This is a genomic window from Crassaminicella profunda, from assembly GCF_019884785.1.
Classification (GTDB): Bacteria; Bacillota; Clostridia; order Peptostreptococcales; family Thermotaleaceae; genus Crassaminicella; species Crassaminicella profunda.
The window spans coordinates 1348011-1374385 of sequence record NZ_CP082326.1 but is presented as its reverse complement, the minus strand read 5'-3'; the positions used below and the strand labels follow the sequence as shown (position 1 = coordinate 1374385).

General features: G+C 30.5%; 25 protein-coding genes. 9 read left to right on the top strand and 16 right to left on the bottom strand.

All coding sequences use genetic code 11. From position 1 onward, the window contains the following. Nucleotides 1–119: 119 nt before the first annotated feature. A complete protein-coding gene (locus tag K7H06_RS06205; RefSeq protein ID WP_223039016.1) occupies nt 120–1217 on the bottom strand; it encodes a PRK06851 family protein in 1098 nt (365 codons plus the stop codon). Between the two features lie 236 nt (nt 1218–1453). Here K7H06_RS06205 and K7H06_RS06200 point away from each other — a divergent pair, with 236 nt between their 5' ends. The 3 genes from K7H06_RS06200 (at nt 1454) to gltS (ending at nt 4924) form a co-directional block, all read left to right on the top strand. Beyond that, on the top strand, nt 1454–2695 hold the full coding sequence (locus K7H06_RS06200) for a sensor histidine kinase (protein ID WP_223039015.1): 1242 nt from the start codon (nt 1454–1456) through the stop codon (nt 2693–2695). A 3-nt stretch (nt 2696–2698) separates the two neighbouring features. After that, nucleotides 2699–3574 (top strand): response regulator, encoded by an 876-nt coding sequence (locus tag K7H06_RS06195; protein ID WP_223039014.1) that lies wholly within the window; start codon nt 2699–2701, stop codon nt 3572–3574. A 153-nt stretch (nt 3575–3727) separates the two neighbouring features. Then, nucleotides 3728–4924: a sodium/glutamate symporter gene (gltS, locus tag K7H06_RS06190; RefSeq protein ID WP_223039013.1), complete on the top strand. Its 1197-nt coding sequence runs from the start codon at nt 3728–3730 to the stop codon at nt 4922–4924. A gap of 59 nt (nt 4925–4983) precedes the next feature. Here gltS and K7H06_RS06185 read toward each other — a convergent pair whose 3' ends face one another. Beyond that, on the bottom strand, nt 4984–6093 hold the full coding sequence (locus K7H06_RS06185) for a glycosyltransferase family 4 protein (RefSeq protein ID WP_223039012.1): 1110 nt from the start codon (nt 6091–6093) through the stop codon (nt 4984–4986). A gap of 166 nt (nt 6094–6259) precedes the next feature. Between K7H06_RS06185 and K7H06_RS06180 the strand changes: the two genes are divergently transcribed. After that, nucleotides 6260–7222: a hypothetical protein gene (locus K7H06_RS06180; RefSeq protein ID WP_223039011.1), complete on the top strand. Its 963-nt coding sequence runs from the start codon at nt 6260–6262 to the stop codon at nt 7220–7222. A gap of 211 nt (nt 7223–7433) precedes the next feature. Here the strand turns inward: K7H06_RS06180 and nadE are convergent, their stop codons facing one another. Next, the gene (nadE, locus tag K7H06_RS06175; RefSeq protein WP_223039010.1) at nt 7434–8189 is read right to left on the bottom strand and encodes an NAD(+) synthase; all 756 of its coding nucleotides are present in this window, start codon (nt 8187–8189) and stop codon (nt 7434–7436) included. Nucleotides 8190–8304: 115 nt separating this feature from the next. Then, a complete protein-coding gene (cysK, locus tag K7H06_RS06170; protein ID WP_223039009.1) occupies nt 8305–9228 on the bottom strand; it encodes a cysteine synthase A in 924 nt (307 codons plus the stop codon). A gap of 158 nt (nt 9229–9386) precedes the next feature. Between cysK and K7H06_RS06165 the strand changes: the two genes are divergently transcribed. Beyond that, a complete protein-coding gene (locus K7H06_RS06165; protein ID WP_223039008.1) occupies nt 9387–9749 on the top strand; it encodes a sulfite exporter TauE/SafE family protein in 363 nt (120 codons plus the stop codon). Continuing rightward, nucleotides 9749–10108: a sulfite exporter TauE/SafE family protein gene (locus tag K7H06_RS06160; protein WP_223039007.1), complete on the top strand. Its 360-nt coding sequence runs from the start codon at nt 9749–9751 to the stop codon at nt 10106–10108. The genes K7H06_RS06165 and K7H06_RS06160 overlap by 1 nt, the downstream gene beginning before the upstream one ends. Nucleotides 10109–10119: 11 nt before the next feature. On the opposite strand, the gene K7H06_RS06155 is transcribed toward K7H06_RS06160, so the two are convergent. Continuing rightward, complete coding sequence (locus tag K7H06_RS06155) at nt 10120–10776, bottom strand: YigZ family protein (protein ID WP_223039006.1); 657 nt, start codon at nt 10774–10776, stop codon at nt 10120–10122. Nucleotides 10777–10828: 52 nt separating this feature from the next. Then, nucleotides 10829–11260 (bottom strand): NUDIX hydrolase, encoded by a 432-nt coding sequence (locus K7H06_RS06150; protein WP_223039005.1) that lies wholly within the window; start codon nt 11258–11260, stop codon nt 10829–10831. Nucleotides 11261–11454: 194 nt separating this feature from the next. Between K7H06_RS06150 and K7H06_RS06145 the strand changes: the two genes are divergently transcribed. Further along, nucleotides 11455–11910: a DUF3189 family protein gene (locus tag K7H06_RS06145; RefSeq protein ID WP_425514940.1), complete on the top strand. Its 456-nt coding sequence runs from the start codon at nt 11455–11457 to the stop codon at nt 11908–11910. On the opposite strand, the gene K7H06_RS06140 is transcribed toward K7H06_RS06145, so the two are convergent. The 10 genes from K7H06_RS06140 to K7H06_RS06100 all read right to left on the bottom strand — a co-directional run bounded on the left by K7H06_RS06140 (nt 11907) and on the right by K7H06_RS06100 (nt 25050). Then, complete coding sequence (locus K7H06_RS06140) at nt 11907–12581, bottom strand: HEAT repeat domain-containing protein (protein WP_223039003.1); 675 nt, start codon at nt 12579–12581, stop codon at nt 11907–11909. The two genes, K7H06_RS06145 and K7H06_RS06140, sit on opposite strands and share 4 nt — an antisense overlap. Before the next feature lie 18 nt (nt 12582–12599). Beyond that, a complete protein-coding gene (gene hflX, locus K7H06_RS06135) occupies nt 12600–13889 on the bottom strand; it encodes a GTPase HflX (RefSeq protein WP_246637642.1) in 1290 nt (429 codons plus the stop codon). 154 nt (nt 13890–14043) lie between these two features. Continuing rightward, a complete protein-coding gene (locus K7H06_RS06130) occupies nt 14044–15396 on the bottom strand; it encodes a sodium-dependent transporter (RefSeq protein WP_223039002.1) in 1353 nt (450 codons plus the stop codon). 178 nt (nt 15397–15574) lie between these two features. Continuing rightward, the gene (gene yunB, locus K7H06_RS06125) at nt 15575–16261 is read right to left on the bottom strand and encodes a sporulation protein YunB (protein WP_246637641.1); all 687 of its coding nucleotides are present in this window, start codon (nt 16259–16261) and stop codon (nt 15575–15577) included. 168 nt (nt 16262–16429) lie between these two features. Then, nucleotides 16430–16759, bottom strand: coding sequence for a hypothetical protein (locus K7H06_RS06120; RefSeq protein ID WP_223039001.1), 330 nt, complete (start codon nt 16757–16759; stop codon nt 16430–16432). Continuing rightward, nucleotides 16746–18158: a [FeFe] hydrogenase H-cluster radical SAM maturase HydG gene (gene hydG, locus K7H06_RS06115; RefSeq protein WP_425514951.1), complete on the bottom strand. Its 1413-nt coding sequence runs from the start codon at nt 18156–18158 to the stop codon at nt 16746–16748. The genes K7H06_RS06120 and hydG overlap by 14 nt, the downstream gene beginning before the upstream one ends. A gap of 256 nt (nt 18159–18414) precedes the next feature. Continuing rightward, nucleotides 18415–20514, bottom strand: coding sequence for a GGDEF domain-containing response regulator (locus tag K7H06_RS06110; protein WP_223039000.1), 2100 nt, complete (start codon nt 20512–20514; stop codon nt 18415–18417). Nucleotides 20515–20903: 389 nt separating this feature from the next. Further along, nucleotides 20904–22490: a recombinase family protein gene (locus K7H06_RS06105; RefSeq protein WP_223038999.1), complete on the bottom strand. Its 1587-nt coding sequence runs from the start codon at nt 22488–22490 to the stop codon at nt 20904–20906. Nucleotides 22491–22550: 60 nt separating this feature from the next. Then, nucleotides 22551–22673, bottom strand: a complete 123-nt coding sequence (locus K7H06_RS21330) for a hypothetical protein (RefSeq protein WP_281426040.1) — start codon at nt 22671–22673, stop codon at nt 22551–22553. A gap of 394 nt (nt 22674–23067) precedes the next feature. Then, entirely contained in the window at nt 23068–25050 is a 1983-nt protein-coding gene (locus K7H06_RS06100) for an NACHT domain-containing protein (protein WP_223038998.1), read from the bottom strand. A 181-nt stretch (nt 25051–25231) separates the two neighbouring features. Between K7H06_RS06100 and K7H06_RS06095 the strand changes: the two genes are divergently transcribed. Both K7H06_RS06095 and K7H06_RS06090 read left to right on the top strand, forming a co-directional pair. After that, nucleotides 25232–25693: a helix-turn-helix domain-containing protein gene (locus K7H06_RS06095; protein ID WP_223038997.1), complete on the top strand. Its 462-nt coding sequence runs from the start codon at nt 25232–25234 to the stop codon at nt 25691–25693. Between the two features lie 96 nt (nt 25694–25789). Then, the gene (locus tag K7H06_RS06090; protein ID WP_223038996.1) at nt 25790–26326 is read left to right on the top strand and encodes a hypothetical protein; all 537 of its coding nucleotides are present in this window, start codon (nt 25790–25792) and stop codon (nt 26324–26326) included. Nucleotides 26327–26375 lie beyond the last annotated feature (49 nt).

Here is a 26375-nt window from a genome sequence, read left to right as displayed (position 1 = left end):
AAGTATATCCTCATTTTTGAAATATTATATAGTATAATAAAACCCACGATTCAAAAACCGTGGGTTTATCAATGAGCTAATTACTTATGATTGTAATTTTAAAAAAACATTCACATATTTTATCTTTTTAATTCATTTGAATAATTTATAATTCTTTTAAATATTTTTTCTTTTAATTCGTCTACTCCTTTAAAATCCATATTAGAAACATAAAACTTTTCAAGTTCATCATGCGTTTTTTTAGCCTTTGCTATATTAGAAAGTCCAGCCTTTATTAGATTTTCCATCATTAGCTTATCTTCCTTTAAAAAGCTTTCCTTTTTAGCTAAAAATTCTTTATTCATAAAATCATCCAAAACAATCTTTTTATAATGTATATCAGCATATTTGCTACTAGCTGTAATAGCCATATTTAGTCCTGGTATAAGGATTGTTTCAATATTCTTTTCATCTAATGGTTCATGATACACTTCCATATAAAGTCCCTTTTTGATTCCTTCATCAACCATCTCTTCCATAAAATTAGAAACCCCTTTTACATAGGAGCCTTCCATATAATATACCTTTTCTATTTTCCCAATAATGGTTACATAATGATCTACTAATCCATTTGGAGACAATGCACTTCCAAATAAATGGCGAACGCTCCCCTCTTTTTCTGTATAATTCAATGTAGCAAATATTTCTTTCTTTAATTCTCTTGTAGCTTCATGTAATTTCCCCATATCTAAAGCTTCTTCATAGATAATTTCCATATCATCTCTTATAGATTTTGCTGCAGCAAAGTATCTATATGCTCTTTTGAAGAGCTTTCCAATTTTAGATGTAGTTTTTATAATTTCACTTTTATTCTTTCTTATGCCATCTTCATTCCAAAATTCTCCAAAATTAAGAATCTCATCTACAGCACCTGGCAGTTTAGGGTCCACTATATGTGGTGCTGTACCATCAATCATAGCAATCTTTAAATCTGGTATTACAATCCCATCTAATGAATCATTATCTGATGAACATTGATGAAATTCCACGTCATATCCCATCTTTACCATTTCATAGCCTATTTTTTTCATAAAAGAAGATTTTCCTACACCAGGTCCCCCTTTAATAATAAATAATCTTTTTGCATCAATACCAATTATATGATCATAATAAGAATGAAACCCCTTTGCAGTATTGCCTCCTGGAAAAACTTTTTTTATCCAACCTTTTTTGCTCATAGAATAACCTACCCCCTTTTAGCTAATTTCCACTGTAGCGATACTATCATTTTATTTACTATTTTATTTTTTGTGCCTGTACATACTCTTTATCCATTGAAAGTAAAACTAATCTACCTTTAATGTCCTCTAAAAAAGATTCTCTTTATTTATATGAAAATTTAGCAAAAATAATTTGTGATCAACTCCTTTTTGCTATAAAATAATTTTGTAGACCTAAAGTTTGGGAGGCAAGCATGACTAAAATTAAAAAATACTTGATTTTTATAACATCAGTAGCTTTATTTGGAGAATTATATTTTCACCCTTTTAATAGTTCTCTTAGATTTTCAGCAGGCATTATCGTATTAAATTTAATCATTCTCATTGATGAAGATTCTTCCCCCTTATCTATTTCTTATTTATCCGGTATAGGAGTATTTTTAGTGAGAATATTTATCCGTATTTTCTTTGTTTCTATGTCTTTTAGAGATAGTATCGCCTTACATTTTCCATCAATTATTTACTATATTGTATACGGATTATTTATACTAACTACAAATATTCGAGAACGAAAAAACCAATTCATTACACCTATTATTATTCTAACTTTTGCTGATATCATTAGTAATATATTCGAAATCATGGTAAGGAGCCAACAAATCACCCCTCATCTAATTCAGATGACAATTCTAGTGGGGATAGCCAGAAGTATTATTGCCTATTTTATTTATCTTTTATATAAAAAGCAGGAATTGTTTCTGTTAACACGCGAGCATCAAAAACGATATAGTCAGTTAAATATATTGATTTCTGACATTCAAGCTGAAATGTTCTATTTAAAAAAATCTACGCATGATATTGAAGAAGTCATGGGCAAGAGCTATCAATTATACGAAAGCTATAAGCATGACAAAGCTTTGAAAGACAAAACTTTAGATATTGCTCGGGAAATACATGAAATAAAAAAAGACTATTATAGAGTATTACATGGATTTGAAAACTTCTTAAAAACATTTGAAAAGAATGGTACAATGATGTTATCAGATATGCTTGTAATTATACGAGAAAATACACAACGGTATCTTATAGAAAATAAGAAAAATGTTTATCTCAACTTTGATTTCAAAGATGATTTTGAGTTAAAAAAATATTATCATTTATTTACTATTTTAAACAATCTTATTATCAATGCCATTGATGCTTGTAAGTATAAGGGAGTCATTCATATTACTCAAGATAGTGATCCAAACAACATTATTTTTTATGTAAGAGATGATGGTGAAGGGATTGATGAAGATATACTTCCTTACATTTTTAATCCTGGGTTTACGACCAAATACGATGAAAAAAGCGGCAAGTCATCTACAGGTATAGGTCTCTCCCATGTAAAAAACATTATTGGTGAATTCAAAGGCACCATTGAAGTAAATACTCTTATCAATAAAGGAACTACTTTTAAAGTGATTATACCAAAAAATTCATTGATTGGGTGGTAATTTATGTCAAATACTTTTTTTATTATTGATGATGATATTAATATTAGAAAAATGCTAAAGCATTTAATTATAAAAAACAATTTAGGAAAAGTCTCAGAGGAGTTGGATAATGGAGAATATGCTGTAGAAGAAATTATTTTTTATAATCCAGACATTGTACTAATAGATTTCTTATTACCTATAAAAGATGGTATTGAAATCATTGAGTCTGCAAAAGCTCTTGGATATAATGGGAAATTTATTATGATTTCTCAAGTAGAAGATGACAATATGATTGGGAAAGCTTATGAAAATGGTATCGTCTTCTTCATTCATAAACCTGTAAATATGATAGAAGCCCTTAATATTATCAAAGGAGTCTGTCGTAATATTGAACTTGAAAAATCTGTTGCCCTCATAAAAAATGCTGTTTTTAATATTGAAAAATCACAATCTGTTACGGATCAACCAAGTGTAAACGAACAAATGGTTCATATTTTTACAGACATTGGTATAATCAGTGAATCTGGTAGTAATGATTTAATAAATGTTATTGAAAAAGTCCTATCATTTAAAAGAAAAAATTTCTCATCTACTTATCAGTTACAGGATATTTATAGAAAAATTGCAGAAGAAGAAAACGCTGTAAAGAATACTCATATTAATGCAAGAACCATCGAGCAAAGAATCAGAAGAACGATTCTTAAGGCATTAGAGAATATTGCAGCACTAGGAAATGATGATTATTATAATAATAAGTTCATTGAATACAGCACAAGATTATTTGACTTTAAACAAGTAAAACAAGAGATTAAACATATGAATATTCCTAAAGAAGATAGAGGAAAAATAAACATCAAAAAATTTATTGAGGGAATTATATCTAAATTGAATTTTTAGAATATTGATGGATGAACTGCATCATTTCTAAATTATTGAATTGTAAAAATTTTATTGTAGCATTTAGTTGTAATCCGTCGAGTTGTGTAGCATGCCTATTATAATATATTTGTAAACGTTTTCATTAAATAAATTTATAGGAGGTTTGCTCATATGGTATTACAACTAGACATGATTCAAGCATTAGCTCTTGCAGTAATAGTTTTATTGGTAGGTCAACTCATCAGGAAAAAAGTGAGCTTTTTAGAAAAGTTCTGTATCCCAGCACCTGTTATAGGAGGATTGATTTTCGCAACACTTGCTTTAATATTAAAACAAACTGGTACTCTAGAATTTGAAATGGATGGTACACTAAAAACAGTCCTAATGACTGCATTCTTTACAACTGTCGGTTTCACTGCCAGCCTGAGATTATTAAAGAAAGGTGGACTTCAAGTTCTTTTATTCCTTGGAATTGCAATCGTTCTTGTATCTCTTCAAAATGTTGTTGGTGTAAGTTTAGCAAAAGTTTTCAACTTGGATACATTAATTGGTCTTTCAACAGGTTCTGTTCCTATGACTGGTGGACATGGAACTAGTGGAGCTTTCGGACCTGAATTTGAAAAAGCTGGCGTAATTGGTGCTACTACCGTAGCTATGGCTTCTGCAACTTTTGGTCTAATTGTAGGAAGTATGTTAGGTGGTCCAATTGCAAAACGATTAATTGAAAAGCATAATCTTTTAGACAAAAAACAAACATTAGATTCACAAGAAAGTACAACATCAAAAGAAAATGGTATTACTGAATTAATTCCTAGCAATTTTGCATCAGCTGCATTCCAAATTATCATTGCTATGGGACTTGGAACAATTCTTTCAAGCTTACTTCAAAAAACAGGTATGACACTCCCTTCTTATATAGGCGCAATGTTTGCCGCAGCAATTATGAGAAATATATCTGATATTACAGGTTCCTACAAAACGCCAAGTACTGAAATTGATATATTAGGAAATATTTCATTATCTCTTTTCTTAGCAATGGCATTAATGGGATTAAAATTATGGCAACTTGCTGATTTAGCAGTTCCTCTATTTGTAATGTTAATTGCACAATCACTACTTATGGCAACATTTGCATACTTTATAACATTTAGAGTAATGGGAAAAGATTATCAAGCAGCAGTTTTAGCTGGTGGCCACTGTGGTTTTGGTATGGGTGCTACACCAAATGCAATTGCAAACATGGAAGCAATTTCAAGCAATTATGGTCCAGCTCCAGCAGCATTCTTTATCATTCCATTAGTAGGAAGTTTGTTTATTGACTTCTTTAACGCTGGTATTATTACTACTTTCATGAATATATTCCATTAAAAAAAACGATGGACCTGTGGTCCATCGTTTTTTATCTTTTAATTAATCCCCTCCAAATGCTACATTAAATGTTTATACACTTCTACTATTTCTTCTGATGTTCTCTTCCATGAATATTTTTTGCTATGTTTTAATGATTGTTGAGATAACTTCATCCTTAAATCTTTATCAATAATCGTATCATAAATGGTCTGAGCAATATTTATTACATCATAAGGATTTATATAGATACAACAATTCCCCATAATTTCTGGTATAGATGAAACTTTAGATGTTATAATAGGTACCCCACAAGCAGCAGCTTCTAGCGGTGGTAGACTAAATCCTTCATATAGTGATGGATATACAAATGCTTCACACCCATTGTAAAAATATAGGATTGTTTTTTTTTCTACAAAGCCTGTAAATATAACTTTTTCTTCTATAGATAATTCTTTAACCAATTTATTTAAACTTTCATAAGTTAAAGAAGTATCTCCTAAAATAACAAGCTTATACTCTTCCTCAAATTCATTATGGATCATGTGAAATGCACGAATAAGTCTTTCAATATTTTTTCTCGAACTAAAGCCTCCTACATAGAGAATAAACTTATTCTTTATACCATACTTTTCCTTAATTATCTCTTTTGCTTTATTCTTTTCTAAAGGCCTAAAGATCTTATCTGGTGCATAATAAATTACACTTACTTTTTCTTTAGGTAAATGAAAATATCTCTCTATATCTTTTTTTGAATGATTTGAAGTAGTTATAATCTTATCAGCCTTTTCAATGACTTTTGGAGTATACTTTAAAACATATTCTAAATGCTGTTCATTAACGGTCTTTGGCATTACATAAGGAATCATGTCTTTTATAGTTATTACAAGCTTATAATCTCCTTTAGAAGGCACTCCAATGCCATTAGTCATATTATGAAAAATATCTACTTGAGGCTGATTTTCCCATTTTGATTCATATATTAATTTCCAAAATTCTTTTATTTTTCCACTACTTACTTCATTTTCACTTCGAAACCATCCATATTTTTCTTCTTTTGTAGATGTAAACAATATATACTCATTTTCATGATCAATAGCTTTTAAATTTTTAATCATGTTTTTTGTATAATTCCCCAATCCAGAACCTATATGCCATTTAGCTATTCTTGCATCTATCCCTATTTTCATGTCATCGGCTCCTTTTTTAAATATTTCTTTATGTAAATTTCCGTGTAATTCCATCTTATGAAAATCAACAGCTTTTTGTGAATATTTTATGCTTTACTTTGTCACAATTTAACTTTTACAGTATGCTTTCAACATACTATGGAAATACTATTTTAGAGGTGATGGTATGAAAACTTTAAAGACACATATTCTTTTACTCATGATTCTTTTTATCATTTTTTCTGCTGCTTCCTGCTCAAAAAAACCTCAAAAACCAAGTTCAAAATCTGAAAATCAACCGAAGCCTTTGCCTAAAGTAGTCGAAGAGATCGAACAGGATGCATTAAAAATTATGAATACAGCAGATATGCTGCCCTACTTTCAAAGAGTCATTGTAGAACAAAAGAAAATTGAAGAAAAAGAAAAAATGGAAAAAATGCAAATGGAAATAGCTAAAGGAGACAATCAAGATCAAACAAAACAAGAAGAATCAAGTAAAGATGCACAAGAAAAACCAAAACCTAAAACCATTGAAGAAAGTATACTCACAGAATTACTAAAAAAAGAAAAAGTAGCTTCCGATGAAAATCAAACTGAAAAACCTCCAAAAGACATTGCTGAAACATGGAAAAAAATCAATACAACCATTGTAGGCATACACAATAAATGGAATGTATTAGAGCCACAATTAACAGAGCAAAATGTTTCTTTAGATATCATTTCAGGTTTTGAAGAAACACTCGATACATTAACAAAACATGGAATCGAGCAAAACTATTTTGCTACAATGACTGCTGCTAATAATCTTACATCCTATTTACCTAAATTTATGCCCTATTTTAAAAAAGAAATTCCGCCTACAGTATATACACTAAAATATCTTACAAGAAACATAGTATTACAAGCTGCTATAGAAAACTATGCTATGTCACAAGAAAGCTTAAATCAAATCAAAGAACAAAGTCAAACCATAAAATCTGACCTAATAGAAAAGAAAGCAAAAGCTACGGCAGATAAATTCGATGCCTCTTTAATCAATTTAGAAAAATCTATTGAAAAAAAGGATATACATCTTATTAAAATTAATGCAAGCATTGTTATGAAAAATATCATGTTAATGATAGATGATTTATCTAAACCTGTATCATAAAAGCATCATATACAATATGATGCTTATCTTTTTGCACAAAAATACAGGATCAATAGAGAAAGGTCTTTAAGACATTTACCGTATAAAAAATCGGACTAAATCCTAAGACTTCCCGTTCCCTATCGTCCTGTACAATAATATTATTTGTAACTTAAAAAATATTATTCATCTTTATTCTAATGAAAAAACACCCTCAAATGGGTGTCGTTTCTTAAAATACAGGTGGTGCATCAGCCACTCTTCTTTTATGCTCTGAACGTTTATGTAATCTTTCAATAATCTCTTGATCTTTCTTAGGAATTTCTTTTCCTTCAAGTAAATCATCTACCATATCATAGGTTGTACCCATTTCCTTTTCATCAGTTTGACCTTCCCAAAGACCAGCAGATGGTGCTCTATCTATAACACTTTGTGGTACACCTAAATATCTTGACCATTCATAAACTTCTCTTTTTAATAAATTGGCAATAGGTAAAATATCTACCCCACCATCTCCATATTTTGTAAAATATCCAGTATGCAATTCTGCAGCATTATCTGTTCCTACAACAAGGTAATTTAATGAATTCGCTATACAATAAATTGTGCTCATACGAAGTCTTGCTCTTAAGTTTGCATCACTTAATCTTAAATTATTATTTTCATCTAATAGCTCGTTTCTTTCCATTGTTTTTTTTACATTATCAAATAATTGATCATGAACTTCACTTAATTCTACTTCAACATGTTCTATTTCACAACCTTCAGCAACTTCTAAAGCATCTAATCGATCCTTAGAATTACTTTTACAAGGTAAAATAACCCCTAAAGAATTATTAGGAAATGCTCTCTTGATTAAATAAGCCACCAAAGCAGAATCAATTCCTCCAGATATTCCTACTACCAATCCTTTTGTATTAGATTCCTCTACCTTTTCTCTTAGCCAATTCACTGTTAAATCAATTTTTTCCTGTATGCTTCTACTCATGCAAGATCTTTCCTTTCTTCAATAAATTCCTTAAAACTATTACATATTATACCACAAAAAGTTCATATATATAAAGGCATAGTTAACTAATAACTATGCCTTTATCCCATAAATATTATTCAAAATCAAACAATGGAGTACTCAAATATCTTTCACCATAACTTGGTATAATCACAACAATTTTCTTTCCTTTTCCTAATTCTTTGGCCTTTTGTATGGCTCCAAAGATAGCTGCTCCTGAAGAAATTCCAACTAAAATTCCTTCTTCAACAGGGACTTTCCTTGCAGTTTTCATTGCATCTTCATCTTCTATTTGAATAATTTCATCAATAATATCTGTATTAAGGGTTTTAGGAATAAAACCTGCTCCAATACCTTGAATTTTATGAGATCCTGGTTTATTTCCTGAAAGTACTGAAGAATTTTTTGGTTCAATAGCTACCACTTTTACATCTTTTATTTCTTTCTTAATTCCTTCTCCAATTCCAGTAATGGTTCCTCCTGTCCCTACTCCAGCAATGAGCATATCAAACTCATTATTCATTTGTTTTAAAATTTCTAAAGCAGTAGTATTTCTATGTGCTTCTGGATTTGCTGGGTTTTCAAATTGCTGAGGCATAAAATAGGATGGATTGCTCTTTACGATTTCATTTGCCTTGTCAATTGCTCCCTTCATTCCCTTTGCCCCATCTGTAAGTACTACTTCAGCTCCAAAGGCTTTTAGTAATTTTCTTCGCTCTATACTCATGGTCTCTGGCATAACAAGCATTACTTTATATCCCTTTGCAGCACCAATCATAGCAAGTCCTATCCCAGTATTTCCACTAGTAGGTTCTACAATGACTGCATCCTTTTTTAATTTTCCTTCCTTCTCCGCTGCTTCAATCATATTTAAAGCAATTCGATCTTTCACACTGCTTCCTGGATTAAAAAATTCTAGTTTAAGATAGACTTCAGCATCATCTTTTCCAACTAACTTATTTAATTTGATCATTGGCGTATTTCCTATTAATTCTGTAATATTATTTACAACTCTCATAACAATCCTCCAATTCATAGTTTTCTTATCGGAATTTATGTATTTATTTTATAATATATTCATAATTCCGTCAATACACTCATAAAAAAAATTGTATTAGCAGAAACTATACCATAGTTAATTTTATCCTTTAAATAAAAAAACATTCAGGTGAAAAAATGAAAATAAAAATATTTAGTTTAAAATTTATCTTATTAGGATTTATGGCAGGTTTAGTTAATGGTTTATTAGGATCTGGAGGAGGAACCTTATTAGTTCCTGGAATGTCTTTTTTACTAGGGCTTGAAGAACACAAATCACATGCTACAGCTATATCCATAATCCTTCCCCTTGCCCTTATAAGCTCACTGATCTATATAAAGCACGGCATCATTGTTTGGAATATCACATTAAAAATTATGTTAGGTGGCATGGTAGGAGGCTACATAGGTGCAAAACTCCTATCAAAACTCCCTTCCTATCTACTTAGGAAAATTTTTGCGATTTTTATGATTATTGCTGCCATAAGGATGGTGTTTTAATGTTAATCGTCATAGGCCTTTTATCAGGTATCATTGGTGGAATGGGAATTGGAGGTGGCACCATTTTAATCCCAGCCCTTATTATGTTTACCACCCTTACACAACAACAGGCTCAAGGTATAAACTTACTAGCTTTTATACCAGTAGCATCCATTGCCCTTATTACCCATATAAAAAACAAAAATGTTGAAACCTCTATCAGCCTCCCCTTAATCATTCTAGGTATTCTAGGATCTATTTTAGGTTCTTTTCTTGCTGTAAATCTTTCATCAGACCTTCTCAGAAAGTTTTTTGGTATTTTTCTATTCTTTATGGGAATCTATGAATTTTTCTATAAAGATAAAAGTCATACTAAATAGTACGACTTTTATTATAATGACTCCTTCATGACTATACCCTCTAATTCATCAAGGTACAATGTATCTTGGACAGATATTTCAGCTTTTGCACTAGTGATGTTATTAATGATTTTCATAATATCTTCCCTTTGATCTACAGGAGAATATATGTACATATTTACAGCATCATCAAATACTGTATCTTTTATGATGTATCCATCATTTAATATCTCATTTTGAACTTTTCCAAGCATGGAATAATCTATTCTTATTTTTATCAAATCATACAAAACTTTTTCAATCACCTTGGCTTCATTTAGTGCTAGTTTTGCTGCAGTAGTATATGCTCGAACCAAACCACCTGTTCCTAACTTGATTCCTCCAAAATATCTTGTAACAACAATAGCAATGTTTTTAATTTCTTCTTTTTTGAGCATATCTAAAATAGGTACACCTGCTGTTCCAGCTGGTTCTTTATCATCACTATATCTTTGTATCTCGCTTTTTTTTCCTACTATATAGGCAGGTACGTTATGTGTTGCATTTTTATGTATTAATTTTATCTCTTCTACAAACGCTGCCGCCTCATCTTCTGTTTCTACAGGCTTTGCATACCCAATAAATCTTGATTTTTCAATGATGTGTTCTACCTCTGCATATCCATATATTGTTTTATATCTTTTAATCATACCTTTCCCTCCCCAAAATAATAGAAGAGTAGTTGAAACTACTCTTCTATTATTATACCATCATTTCCTCAACAAACATGGTTTTATATTTTCTATATGCAAGGTTGACTAAAGATTTATCTTGATTATGTGTAATCATATTTAATGCTACGTCAATATCATAAAAACCAATATCTCTAAAACCTAAATCCTCATTTAATTGATAGTTTTCCTCTAATGCCCTCATTAAATACCATGTTATTTCATTGCAAACTGGCTTTTGTCTGCTCATAGAAAAAAATTCGTAACAAGTTTCTCCCACGCATGAGATAATGTCAGCTTCAACACCCGTTTCTTCCTTAACACGAGTTAAAGCAACATCTCTCGAGAGACTCCCGTTACGAATTACACCTTTTGGTAATACCCATTGATCCTTTTCATTTTTTAAAAGCAAAACCTTATCATCGAAGAACACTACGCCGCCAGCGCAATTTCTAAAAAGCACGGGGCATTCCTCCCTTCATATTTTATATATTACTATCATAACGTATACGCACCACTTTTTCAATACTATTCTGAAAATTTTTAAAATTTATAATACCCTTCTATAACTATTATTTCTTTTAAAATATAAATTATGTATAATAATCAAAACATTTTTCACACATACTAACAAAAACAGACTTAGAGGTGATTTTGGTGCACATTATCTATCACTGTGTAGGCGGTTGTCATTCGTCTTGTACTGCTGCTGCAATCCATTTAAACATGTTACCAACAAATCATATACCCAGCAAACAGGATTTACTAAATATCCCCTTTTTTGATACTTTAGAAAAAACAGACGCTGGCAAAATTTTTTATAGAGGTTCCGATGAATTTGGAAATAAAATATATACCCTTGGCAGACAATTTGTTCCCCATATTGTTATTCCATGTCTCAAAGATATGTGGAAAATATTAAATCAAAAAGAAGAAGAACTCTTATTGGTAAATACTTTACCTTGTGTAAATGGCCTTATGCGCATAGGTGGTTTTAGTTCTAGAAGATTGAAATGGGTTAAATTTGGAAGACCTATTGTAGCACACGGCACCTTATCAGCCTATAAAAACATTGTAAAAGTAGTAGAGGAGACAAAGAAAATTCTTCATTAAGAATTTTCTAGTCTCCTCTCAATATGATTGATTGCTTCATAAAATGCATTTTTTACATATTCTTTTTCATTGGGATTTCCTAAAAGTCTTTTCATCTTTATAATTGATTTTTCATCACCTATTTTTCCTAATCCCTTTGCAGCATACTGCCTTACTTGAGGTTTGGAATCTAGTAAAGCTTTATGAAGAGAATCTATACCCTTAGGATCACCAATTTTATTAATGGCAGAACATACCATCCTCCTAACATTTCCATGAGGATGCTTTATATCTTTATAAACAATATGAACCAATTCTTTTATCCTTAATTCACCAATAATCCAAATCAGAATCATTTTATCTTCTGCATTTCTTATATGATTATATCCATAATAAATTTCTCTTGCCAAAGTTTTTCTATCTTTACTTGGCATACGTGAAATCATTTTAATCCTCTCTGTTTTTGAAATCTCTAACATTTTCTCCAACATAGATTTGTCTTGTTCCTTTAGGGAAATAGCCTCTGATTTAGCCAATATTATCTGCTTTTTTACTCGTTCAACATTCATGTTTCTAATCTTAGCAATCAATTCAATACTTTTTCCTTCCTGATATAGAAGATAGGTTATGATATAATCTTTCGTTGTATCGTAACTTTCCCATGATAAACTCAAGTCATTCCCTCTTTCCATATTATTACTCCATTCCATTTAAATCAAATATTTTTCATATTTATTGTAATCAATAGGTGCTAAACTACTTTTCACAAAAACACCGTCTTCTCTATATTCACATTTCTCTACTTTAGTCTTATCACATAAATAAGATACAATATCTCCTCTATCATAAGGTATAAGTAGTTCTACCTTCTTCATATGAGAAAATATTTTTCCTTTAACTTTAGATACTAACTCCTCTACCCCTATTCCTTCTACTGCTGATAAATGAAGGATATCTTCACCAGAAGGTATATATATATTCTCAACCTTATCTATTTTATTGAATATAAGAATAATTGGCTTATCTTTTACATTTAATTCCTCTAACACTTGTTTTGTAACTTTCATCTGCATCTCATAATCTTGATTCGTCGCATCTACAATATGTAAGAGTAAATCTGCTTCCTCTACTTCTTCTAGCGTTGCTTTAAAAGCCTCGATCAATGAATGAGGTAGTTTACTTACAAATCCTACTGTGTCAATCAAAATAAATTCTTCTTTGCTTGGCAAAATAATTTTTCTATGGGAAGTATCTAATGTAGCAAACAACATATCTTTTGCATATACTTCCTTTTCTTCAGAGGAATCAGTCATTGTGATGAGTTTATTCATCAGTGTGGATTTTCCCGCATTTGTATACCCCACTAATGCTACAACAGGCATTTCATTTTTCTTCCTTTGTTTTCTCTGAACTTCTCTATTTTTCTTTATCTCTCCAAGTTGACCCTTTATATCACTGATTCTATCTAAAATATGTCTTCTATCGAGTTCTAGCTTTTTCTCTCCTGGCCCTCTTGTACCAATTCCAGCCCCTGTTCTTGATAAAGACTTACCAAGTCCTATAAGTCTTGGTAATCTATAGCGAAGTTGCGCTAATTCTACCTGTAATTTTCCTTCCTTTGATTGTGCTCTTTGGGCAAAAATATCTAGTATCAAAGTGGTTCTATCAATAATAGTTCTTTGAATGGCTTCCTCTAAATTTCTAATTTGAGCACCTGATAATTCATCATTAAATATAACTAAATTGGCATCTAATTCATCACAAAGGATTTTAATTTCTTCTACCTTACCCTTTCCAATATAAAAAGTTGTGTCAATTTTTTGCTTATTCTGTATCATTTTATGTAGTACTTTTGCACCTGCTGCATTTGCAAGTTCTTCTAATTCTTTTAAAGAATTCTCAATCGTTGTTATTTCTTTTTTACTTCCGGTACTTAAACCTACTAGTATAGCTCTTTGTTGTATAGCTTCCATAATCTCATTATTATCATTAAATTGCATTTTATCACCAACCTCAACTTATTCTAATGTCTATTATACGCTAAAATTCAAAATTTTTATCAATAAGTTTTTATATTTTAAAAAATCATATACTAAACAGCTTTACTTTTACAAATATTAAAAAAGATCGGATTAAAAAACCCGACCTTTCTATTTATATTAATGATCGTATGAACACGATAGCAATAGCTACTGGACCAACATATTTAAGAAGGAATGACCAAACACCAGCCAATTTAAATTCTAATTTTCCACCATTTGTAGCTTCCTTGATGGCCTTATCTGTTCCCCAAATCCATCCAACAAAGATACATAATAGTAATCCTCCTAATGGAAGTAAAATATTACTTGCAACAAAGTCAAAGGTATCAAAAAAACCTTTGCCAGGTAAGATATGAATATCTGCCCATGGTCCAAATGATAATGAACATGGAATACCTATTAAAAATAATATTAGCCCAAGCCCAATTGTAGCAGACTTACGATTGAATTTCCATTCATCAACTGCATAAGCCACACATACTTCTAGCAATGAAATAGATGAAGATAAAGCTGCAAATAATACTAATACAAAGAACATTACTGCAAAGAATGATCCTAAAGGCATCTGTGCAAATACTGCAGGGAATGTAATAAATATTAATCCTGGTCCAGCTGATGGCTCAAAACCAAAAGCAAAAACTGCTGGCAATACAGCAAGACCTGCAAGCAACGCAACTCCCGTATCAATGAGAGGAATAATTGTAGCACTTTGTGGAATATTTGTATCCTTACTTAAATAACTACCATAAGTAATCATACATCCCATACCTAAACTTAATGAGAAGAATACTTGTCCAAGTGCATCAAGTATAACACCTATTGTGATCTTAGAAAAATCGGGAATCAAAAGATATTTAATTCCTTCAGTAGCACCTGCTAAAGTCATAGAGCGAATAGCAAGAATAATAATCATAATGAAAAGTCCAGGCATTAAAATTTTACTAGATTTCTCAATACCTCCACCGATACCACCAAGTACAATTAAAAGGGTTGCTAACATAAATAATCCATGATAAAAAATTGGTATGGTTGTTCCAGATATTAACTCTCCAAACATATTGCCTAAAACTTCTGCATCCATAATATTTAATGCACCACTTAAAGATTTTACAAGATAATTGAGGACCCACCCCCCCACAACACTATAGAATGAAAGGATTAAAAATCCAGCTAAAACGCCTAATCCACCAACCCATGCAAAATTTTTACGTATTGTTCTATACGCACCAATTGCATTTAATTGGGTATGTCTCCCTAAAACAATTTCAGCTAGCATTAATGTAAAACCTACAAGAAATAATATTATAAAATATACTAGTACGAAAGCTCCTCCACCATTCTTACCTGCCATATAAGGGAACTTCCACAAATTTCCCAATCCTACGGCTGAACCTGATGCTGCTAAAATAAATCCTATTTTAGAGCCCCATTGTTCTCTATCTTGATTTTGATTTATATTTGCCATACTCTTCCTCCTCATATGGTTAAAATTTTTTCTTTTTTTCACCCTTATTATCTTTATCATATGGAAAATTTAAAAATTTAAACCTAGAAAGCATTTTATATTATCGACTTGTTTCGACTTATTCACTGAGTTTCGGATTTTTTATAAAAATAAAACTGCTACAAAATTTGTAACAGTTTTATGGTGCCGGATCATTAGGGACTAAGTTTAGAACTTCATCTTTAGGCACAAAAATATAATTTTGAGGTACTTTACCTACAATAATTGTTTCTGCAATAGGTATAGCAGTTTCCACCATGGTAGCTTTAGACGAAAAGGGAACAATGATTCTTACTTGTGTTCTTACTACTAAATAGATCTTATGCCTTGTTTGATTAATACCTGATTGTTCAAATTCTGTTTTAAAATTTACATTCACCATTCCAATAGGGGTAACATTAATATTAATTTTGGGTCCATATTTTGCTAAAAGCTGACTCTCAAATACCGTACCTAACGGAACTTTTACTGAAGAAGCCCTGATCTGCTTAATTTTATCCTGAACTAACAAGGCAACCTGTGATGCTAATTTATTCATCATCATAGTATTGGCTTGCATCATAGTTACATTTCCTTCATTATCTGTTCTAATAAAAATTAAATCTTGATATTTTATATCTTCTGAAACTTTCGTATTTACAGATTCATTAATTGCACGAGTTGCAATTTCTCTGGCTTTCACTTCCGCTATTGCTATGAATGCAGGTTTTATTTTTTGGTCCACTAACATAAACCCATAAATAAGTACTAAAAAGATAAGTAATATGCTAATAAATGCTTTTAAGCTCCCCTTCATCTTTCTACGGCGGTATCTCCTATAACGCAAAAAATCACCCCCTTCTTATATAAATATGTTGCTTAGAGGTGATTTAGTTACAATTTTATGTTACTACATCACAAACAATATATTTTACATCTTAAAATCTAGAATTTATAAATAAAAAACTAAAAATACACCTCTTACATGAGTATGTAAGAGGTGTACTCTACTATGTTATGACTTTATAGTACATATAATTTTCATAAGAGCAATTATACAATCTTTCTCCTCACAAGAAATTTTATCAGTATTTTGTAAAAATACTCCATAATTACTTGTAAGCAAAACTTTTTCAGATTGGGTAAAAGATTCTTTTCCTGCACCTATTATATAGGACCACCGTTTCCCAAATTTTTCTGCAAACCAAATTTTTATATCTGGATAATATATTATAATAGACCCGCAAAGCTTCTCTAAAGCTTTCTGAAATTCCTTCTCTCTCAAAGCTGATTGTAAGGTATCTTCTACCCATATTTTAAAATCTACTTTATTATATGTACACATCTCTATTACCTTCTTCAATTTGTTTTAACTTTTGCTGAAGTAACTTTCCTCTATCAGGATAACTTTTATTAAAACGATTTAACTCATCTTGAATCACTTTTTCTCCAGCTTTTCTTGTTTCTTCTGAAGCATAATCTAATAAATATTCTTTAAAAGTAAGCATGGCATTCGGCATACAATATCTATGAACATGACCAGGTTTTGCTAAAGACATAAAATGATCTCCTGTTCTTCCTGCTCTATATCCTGCTGTACAAAAGGATGTAACATAACCAAATTCACAGACCTTTCGTATGACCTCATCTAATGATCTTATATCCCCTAATTGAAACTGCTCTCTTTCAGGAATAAGACCTTTCTCTGCCTCTTCATAACCACCTATACCAATTCTTGATCCTGCATCTACTTGAGAAATACCCATAGGAATCAGTGCATCTCTTATTTCTGGTCTTTCTCTTGCCGTTAAAATCATTCCTGTATAAGGAACAGATAAACGTATAATTGCAAGAATTTTTTTAAATTGTTCATCCGAAACAAGATATTTAGAATCTATAGCAAATGGTGTATTTAAAGCTGGTTCAAGTCTCGGGAACGAAATGGTATGAGGCCCTATCCCCCCAAAAGTATTCTCTAAATGAATGGTATGATACAATAGCCCCATAACTTCAAATCTCCAATCATACACTCCAAAAAGTGCCCCTATACCTACATCATCAATGCCCCCTTTGATAGCTCTATCCAAGCCATAAAGTCTCCATTGATAATCACCCTTTAAATCACCTTTGGGATGAAGTTTTCTATAAGTCTCATGATGATATGTCTCTTGAAATATTTGATAAGTACCAATACCAACATCATGCAGCTTTTTATAACCCTCCACATCCATTGGTGCTGCATTAATATTGGCTCTTCTTATTTCCCCACGCCCTTCTTTTGTAGCATACACTGTTTGAAGCACACCAGAAATATAGTCTGCATCATAAGCTGGATGTTCTCCAAATACAAGGATTGTTCTTTTATGACCTTTTTTAACCATAGCTTTTACTTCATTTTGTAATTCTTTTTCTGTTAATGTTTTTCTAATAATTTCTTTGTTATCCCTTCTAAATCCACAATATATACAATTATTAATACATTTATTTCCTACATAAAGAGGAGCAAAAAATACAATTCTATTTCCATAAACATCCTGCTTAATTTCTGCTGCAGCCTTAAACATCTCCTCTAACAATTCAGGATCATTTACGTGTAATAATTTTGCCGTTTCATGAGGTTCTAATCTATTCTTTCCTTTAGATTTTTCTATGATTTCTCTTATTTCTGCTGGGTCAGGATTTTTCCCCTTTTCTAAAAAACCCCAAATTTCTTCTTCATTAATAAAATCTTTTTTCACAAAAATACCTCCTTTAATAGATTATAAAATACAAATTAACCTATAACATCTATTAAGGAGGTAATATTAACATGATGCTATTCACTTTTACACCCCCTTAACCTCAGTAAACACCTTGGTCTTAGAAAACAAAAACAATTCACCTTAAAGTCAGCTTATGCCTTCTTCTTAGTTCTACTATATTTTACCATTTATTAAGTGTAATAACAATTCTTATACGCATTATCTAATATATTATATTTTCATCCAAAATATATCTGAATTAACTTTCATGAATTTTTTTATTATAAAATTTTTCAAACTCTTCATTAGGCATAGGTCTACCAAAATAATACCCCTGCATCTCATCACACTCATTTTCCTTAAAAAAATCAACTTGTTCTTTCGTTTCTACACCTTCAGCAACTACCCCTAATTCAAGACTTTTTCCTAGAGCCAAAACAGTTGAAGCAATAATTGAATTCCCTTTTTCTCCATCAATTTTACTTACAAAAGACCTGTCAATTTTCAATTTATTGATTGAAAAACTATTTAATTGACTTAAAGAAGAATATCCTGTGCCAAAATCATCTATGGCAAACTTGACCCCCATTGTTTTTAATTCATTAATCATCTTAAGTGTATGATCAATATTCTGCATAGCTATACTTTCTGTAATTTCTAATTCCAAATATTGAGGTTCTAGTCCCGTTTCTTCCAATATTCCTGAGACCATTTTTGTTAAGTCTTGCAGTTCAAATTGACGAGCCGATAGATTCACCGCTACCGTCAAAGGAGGAAATCCCGCATTTTGTAATGCCTTATTTTGGACACAAGCAGTACGCAATACCCATTCTCCAATGGGTACAATTAACCCTGTTTCTTCAGCTATAGGAATAAACTTTTGTGGAGGAACTAGTCCCCAATTAGGATGTTGCCAACGTATCAAAGCTTCTGTTCCAATTACTTCCTCAGTTTTAGCATTTACTTTAGGTTGATAATAAACTACAAATTCCTTATATTCTAAGGCACGCCGCAAACTATTTTCCATTGCTAATCGTTCAAGAGCTTTGTCATTCAATGCTGATGTATAAAGTTGAAAATTATTTTTCCCCTTTTCTTTTGCCCGATACATTGCAACGTCAGCATTGGTGAGTAAAGTCTCCTCCATTTCACCATCATCAGGATAAATCGTAACACCAATACTAATCGTAAGATAAAGTTCATGATCATCTATTATTACTGGCTCCCTGATAGCTTTAAGAATTTTATTCGCTATTTTACCTATATTTTCTCCACGATTGATTCCTGGAAGTAAAACTACAAATTCATCTCCTCCTATACGGGCAACTGTATCATCTTGACGCACACATCTTTTTAATCTATTAGCAATTTCTTTTAATAATTTATCTCCAATATCATGTCCTAAAGTATCATTAATTAGCTTAAATCTATCTAAATCAAGATACATTAAACCTAGTTTTTGCTTCGTCTGTTTGGCATGAGAAATCTCAAGAGCCATACGTTCTTTTAGCAAAAGTCTATTCGGTAGTCCAGTCAAAGAATCATAAAAAGCTTGATATTTGATCATTTCTTCATAACGTTTTCGTTCTGTAATATCTCTCAAAATAATAGTAAAAAAACATTTCTGTCCTACATAAAACTTACTTACTGTAAAATCAATAGGTAATATAGATTCATCTTTTCGCTGGGCAATTATTTCTTTATTTGTATTTATAAATGAATCTTTCATATCCATATTTTCGTAATCTCTATAATAAAGTTTTGGAATAATCCTATCAATGTTTTTCCCAATTATTTCACTAGATCTATAGCCAAAGATTTTTTCAGCTGCAGGATTAATATATCCTATTGTTCCATTTTTATCAATCGTGATAATTCCTTCAACTGCATGATTAATGATAGAACGAGCAAATGCTTCACTTTGATTAAGATTCATTTCTGTATGTCTAGCACGTAGTAAACGATTTAATCTTTGACGTAAAACAGCCCAATTTATGGGCTTACTAATATAATCAGTAGCACCCGCTTCAAAAGCTAAGTTTACAGAATCCTCATCTTCAAGAGATGTAATCATAATCACAGGAGTATTTTTCCCATCAGGTAATTCTTGTAACTTTGCACAGGCAGTAACACCACTCATCCCTGGCATTACAAAATCCATTAAAACAATATCTGGTTTTAGTTCTAAAAAGAGATCGATAGCTTTCATACCATCTTTCGCCTCAATAACATCATATCCTTCATTTTCTAAAAATTTCCTAAACGTAACTCTCATCAATTTAGAATCATCTACTACTAGAATTGAAGGTTTTCTTTTATCCACTATTCTTTCAATCATAATTTTTTCTTTTTGTACCACCCTTCTATTTTTCTGATACGTATACTATAAATCTTAGCTATATTTACTTTTTCTTATATTTTCACAACAACATTTTATAATAATTGTTTGTTATAAAATGTCGAATCTTGGTACATCCCTAACTTCTTTTATAATTCTCAGTCACTGATTTATTTATATGTTATTTTCTTCTATAGATTTAGTCTGCTTCCATTCTATAAAAATAAAGTTCTGTCGTCAATTTCTTCCTTTGAAATTGGGTATATTAAGTATACTATGTAATTATTTTTAGCATTTTTACAATACATGAATTTGCTTACATGCTTGTTACATTTCCTTCATTATCTGTTCTAATAAAAATTAAATCCGGGTATTTTATGTCTTCTGAAACTTTTGTTTTTACAGATTCGTTAATTGCTCGAGTTGTAATTTCTCTCGCGTTCCCGAGAGTTACCTAATGGCAACCTAATCGTAGTACTGTCTAACTCAGTAATATTGTTAAACCAAACTTTAATCTCCACAAGTTCCTTATTTTCATCTACAAGTACATCACTCACAATGGTTGCAATCAACCTTCTTAAAGTTTCTCTATCTGTACAATTTTCTAATGTATCTTTGATCTTTCTTACATACTTCATAGCCCTATCAATATCTATTTCTTCGATTCCATTTCCATTAACCCTTTGAAGATTTTTCATTCTTTCTTTTTGCAATAGTTCTATTTCCTTTTGCCTTTTTTGAACTTCTTCCTCAAATTGTGTATGATCAATATTCGGTGTCTTTGAAATAAAATGAATTAAATTATTAATTTCTTCTCTATTTTTATGTAGTTCTTTTTCAATCTCTGATAGCTTTTCTTGTAGAGGTTGATTTTTCTTATTAATCTTTTTATTAAGTAACATCAAGGTAAACCTTACAATCTCTTCATCCGAAAAAAACTTCACCAAATGCTCTAAAACATCCGCTTCCATCTTTTCTTCATTGACTAAAAATGACCTGCATCCTCTCTTATTATGATAAGTCTGACATTGGTAATAGTTTCTATAGACTCTTACCCCATCTACTTTTTTCCCACCTGCTCTTTTTGTCACCATCCCCTCATGACAATAGGGACATTTCAAAATTCCTGATAATAAATGGATATGTTTTAGATTTTGCTTTCTTAAGGATTTGGATTTTATCAGTCTTTGTACCAATTCAAACCGACTTTGTTCAATAATAGGAATATGAGAATTTTCATGGATAATAATAGCTTCCTCTTTTGGATTCACTCTAGGGTTTGTTCCTTTGTCGATGATTTTATTGTAGGATTTCTCTCCTATGTAAATAGGATTAGACAGTGTCCTCTTAATCTGCTGTAAGGTCCATGCTGCACCTCTTTTTGACTTGATATACTGACTATTTAAATGGTTGATGATTTTCCCATAACCCCATCCCTGTATATACAAATCATATATTTTCTTTACAACGGCTGATTCTTCTTCATTGACAAAGAGTTCTCCATCTACAGCATCATATCCATATACCAATCCCCCATTCCACTTTCCCTTTTTCGCATTATCAATAAGAGACATCTTGACATTCTCAGCCAAAGTATTTCTTTCAAGCTCTGCAAAGGTACCTAATATCTGCAAAAATGCCTTTCCCAAATGGGTAGAAGTATCAAAGGGTTCTGTACAGCTAATAAGAGCTATATCATGTTTTTCTAAATCCTCAACAATGGTTAAAAGATCCTTCAAATTTCTAGAAATCCGACTAATCTTCCATACCAAAACAATATCAAATAGCTTTTTTTGTGCATCATGAATCAATTTCATCAATTCAGGTCTATTGGTATTTTTGCCTGAAAGTCCTGCATCTTGATAGATTCCTAAAAACTCATAATCATATCTTTTGCAATAATCCTCTAGGTTGGTCTTTTGTGCTTCCAGGGACAATCCTTCATCTGCCTGCATCTGCGTGCTAACTCTTGTGTATCCAATCACACGCTTTTTCATAAACTTCCCTCCAAAATTGAAATGACTATCTTTCTTTAGTATCAGATAGCCATTACAAATCTATTCGTCCTTTGAGGCATCGCCATTTTTTTCATTGGCATCCTTTAACATCTGTTCGTATATAATATCTGCAAGTATTTCTGCAATGGCTTTCTTTTGCTCAATGCTTACTGGCATTTCCATATACACGCCCCCTTTGGTTATGTATATGAAGGGAGGATTTGTCCAATTGCATATCTATTAAAAAAAGAACCCATTTTTTATGGATTCATATTAGTTATATCAATTTTCACACTAGCATGACATATATTACTCAAGGTATTCGAGATACAAAACATGCTAGAAATCAATCTAAATTTCTAAGAATATATTTGATATCTTATCTGTTTGCTTTTTCTAAAATATTTAAGTTATACTATTTTAATAGTCTCAAATAGTAATTCGGTAAAAATAAAATCTCTTTTAATTATAAAAAGAGACTCTTTTATAAATTCTACCCATTTTCTTTACTTATTTTTATTTAAAAATCATCTATGTTTATAAAGATAAGATAATAAATTTCTTAGCAACTTTTAAACTAAAATATGTCAACCTCTTCATTTTCTTTTTGGATTTCTTTTTCTATTAGTACTTTTAATCTAATGCATTTATCAATATCTAACTCCAAACACTTTGATATATCATCTGGTTCTCTTTCTTTTAATTCATTAATAATTTCATTCATTATCGTAAAGTTATTATTTTCATTCAATACATTGTCTTTAGAATCATTTAAAAATATTGGATCATCATAAGTTAATCCTTGTAGTACCAATTCCTCTATTTGCATTGGATTGTACTCAAATTTTATAAAATCTTCTCCTTTATTATATAATAGTTTAGCTATATTTGTATGAGGAGAACTACAATATCCAATAGCAAAGTCGTCAAATAAAGAGCTTCTCATTAAACCTCGAAAACGTATATTTTTCTCAAAAATAATATCTCGTATTTTCTCTGCACATTTTTTATGCACCTCTGACAAATCAGCTCCATCAAAGTCTTTTTTACCAATAATAAAATACTCATACAAAAACGTTATTCGTTTTCTCATATTAATGTTCTTGTTCGTTATTTCATCTGAAATGAAATTCTTATAAGAATTATTATAGTATTCTATGTAATTTGATATCAAATCAAATATTATTGTTCTTTTGAATGTAAGATAATCAATATCATAGCAAAAATCTAAAACATTATAGTAGTTATCATTATTCATACTTCTACTCATGCTTACTAATATATCTTTCTGTTTATTTTTTAAATTATGACATATATATTTAGCTGCAAAGTATTCTTGGAATGATTTATGTATCCATTTATAATCTACACCATCTTTGGCAAACAAAGGAACAGATACTATTAAATCCTCTAAAAACTCACTTTCTTTAAACTGAATATGCGGACTCTTTTCTTTTGCAATTTTAATTAGTTGTATAATCTCATCTCTGTCAAATATAATTTTTCCCTTTTTAAATGATTCATAAGCAATTATCTTTAATATAGTTTCGAAATCATCAATATCTAGTTTACTCTTCTTTTCATGAACAAAACTTCCACCTTTTGTATAATCATGGTCTTCAAATAATGCATCATATACTTGTCTATAAAAGATATGTTTCTTGTATGGGATGGATTTTTTAAACTCATATGCTTTATATAAAAGTGATACCATTAATGGATTTGTTAAAAATTCTTTTAACAACTTAAAATTTTCATCAACTCCAATTTTAGTAATTAGTTCTTTAGATACATCCCCATTTTTATCATATTTTTTAATTAAATCATATGCTTCTTCTTTTTCTAATGGTTTAATATTAAAACGCTGGAAATCTCCAAAACTCATTAGTGCTCTTTCTTCTCTTGATGAGATGATAAACAAATTTTCTCCAGTTTTAGATATAAATTCTTGAATATCATTCGTCACTTCTTCTCTATCTTTAGTAGGAATTTCATCATATCCATCAAAGAAGAAAATAAAATCACCTCTTTTCAATAACTTTAGTATATATTCAGTATTAAAATTGTTATCTATAGGATTGATACTCTTAAAAATCTGTTTTATAACTTTATTATCTTTAGAAAGTTTTCTCAATTCAATAAATATGGGTATGCCAACTTTCTGCCTAATAGCACTAATAAACAACCATTTCATAATCGTAGATTTACCCATTCCTGCGGTATCTGTAATTAGTATTTTCTTATACTTTGGAATAAATTCATCAACATATTTATCTATCTGAATGCTTACATTTTCACCTTCATTATCATATTTATTCACATATAACGGAAAATATAACTCGTCAATTATTTTCTGCTGGTTACGAAATACTATTGTATTGATTACTAACTGATTCTTATAAACTTCACTTAAATAATTAGCAAAGTTTTCAGAAACTAGATTATAAAAATTATGATCTATTTCCTTCTTTTTATATAAATCTTCTAACTTCGGCTTAACCCAAGTTTCAACTACTGTACCCACTAAAGCTCCTGCTGTAGTTAATATTATCTCATTCATTATGCTCACTCCTCTTATTAGTTATACCCTCAATGTCTTCTAACTCGCTATATTTTATATTTAAAAATATAATATTAAAATAAATTTAGCATTATTATGGCACAATCTTCATATTTACTCTCATACAATACTATTTATTGTAAATATTGTCAATGATATATATAAAGAGGGGGTATATTCCATGTCTACTATTTATAAAGAACTGGGTAAAAAAATACGTGAATATCGAAAAACCAAACATTATTCAACTGCTGAATTTGCAGATCGATTAAATGTATCATCTGGTCTAATCAATAATATTGAAAATGGGAGATATGATGTCTTTAAGCTTGAACTACTCCATAAAATCATAGAAGCATTAGATATTTCTTCTACTGAGCTTATAGATCCATCATACATAAACTTTAATCAAGTAGATATAAACAAGCATTCTATCGATATATCATTAAAAGCTTTATGTAACACTTCTAATCAAACACCTACTTTCTTAAAAGATCATATAAGTACGCTTATAGATTTGTATCTATCTATTGCTTCTGATTCACAATTTGACGAAGAATCTATGAATATTGTTATAGATCACATTCAACATGAAATCAATTTCTGTAAAAAGCTACATACACATAACAATTCCCACTACTAGCTCACACAATCTCTATATAAATTAAAACCATTTGGAACAAAGTATCGAATAAAACCGTCTAATATAATATTAAAACTTTATTGGAGGTAAATAGATATGAAAAAAATACTACTAGCACTATTAATATGCATCCTTACTTCAATTGCCATTGGATGTACTTCACAACAACCTTTAACAAATCAGAACCCTACAGAAACAAAAAATGCTACACAAGAAATTAGTTCTGAAGAAAGAAAAAGAATAGACCTATATGTATCTGCTATGAAAGCTGCTTTCAAGGAAGAAAATGGTGGTAATGGGTTTATATCTGTAGAATTAGATACATTAGAAAGTTTAAGTGATGAAGCTAAAAATGAAGTATTAAAAGATCTTTCCGTTTTATCATCAAATGTATATGATTTTAAAGAAGTTAAAAATGATAGTGCCAAGTTCAAATATGACGATAACGGTAATTTACAATGCACTATAGATGGAACGCTGTTATCCATAAGATTTCAAGAGTATAGTGACAATGAATCTATCATTGAAGCTACTTCTTGGTTTGGCAACTTAGGTGCAGTTTTTCCAAAATATAAAGCTACTTATAAAGATGATGGATGGCAGCTAGAGATTTTAGAAATGGCAATATCTTAACGCTATTGTCGTTATATTGTTGAAAAAGGAACTCTATTACTAAATGTTT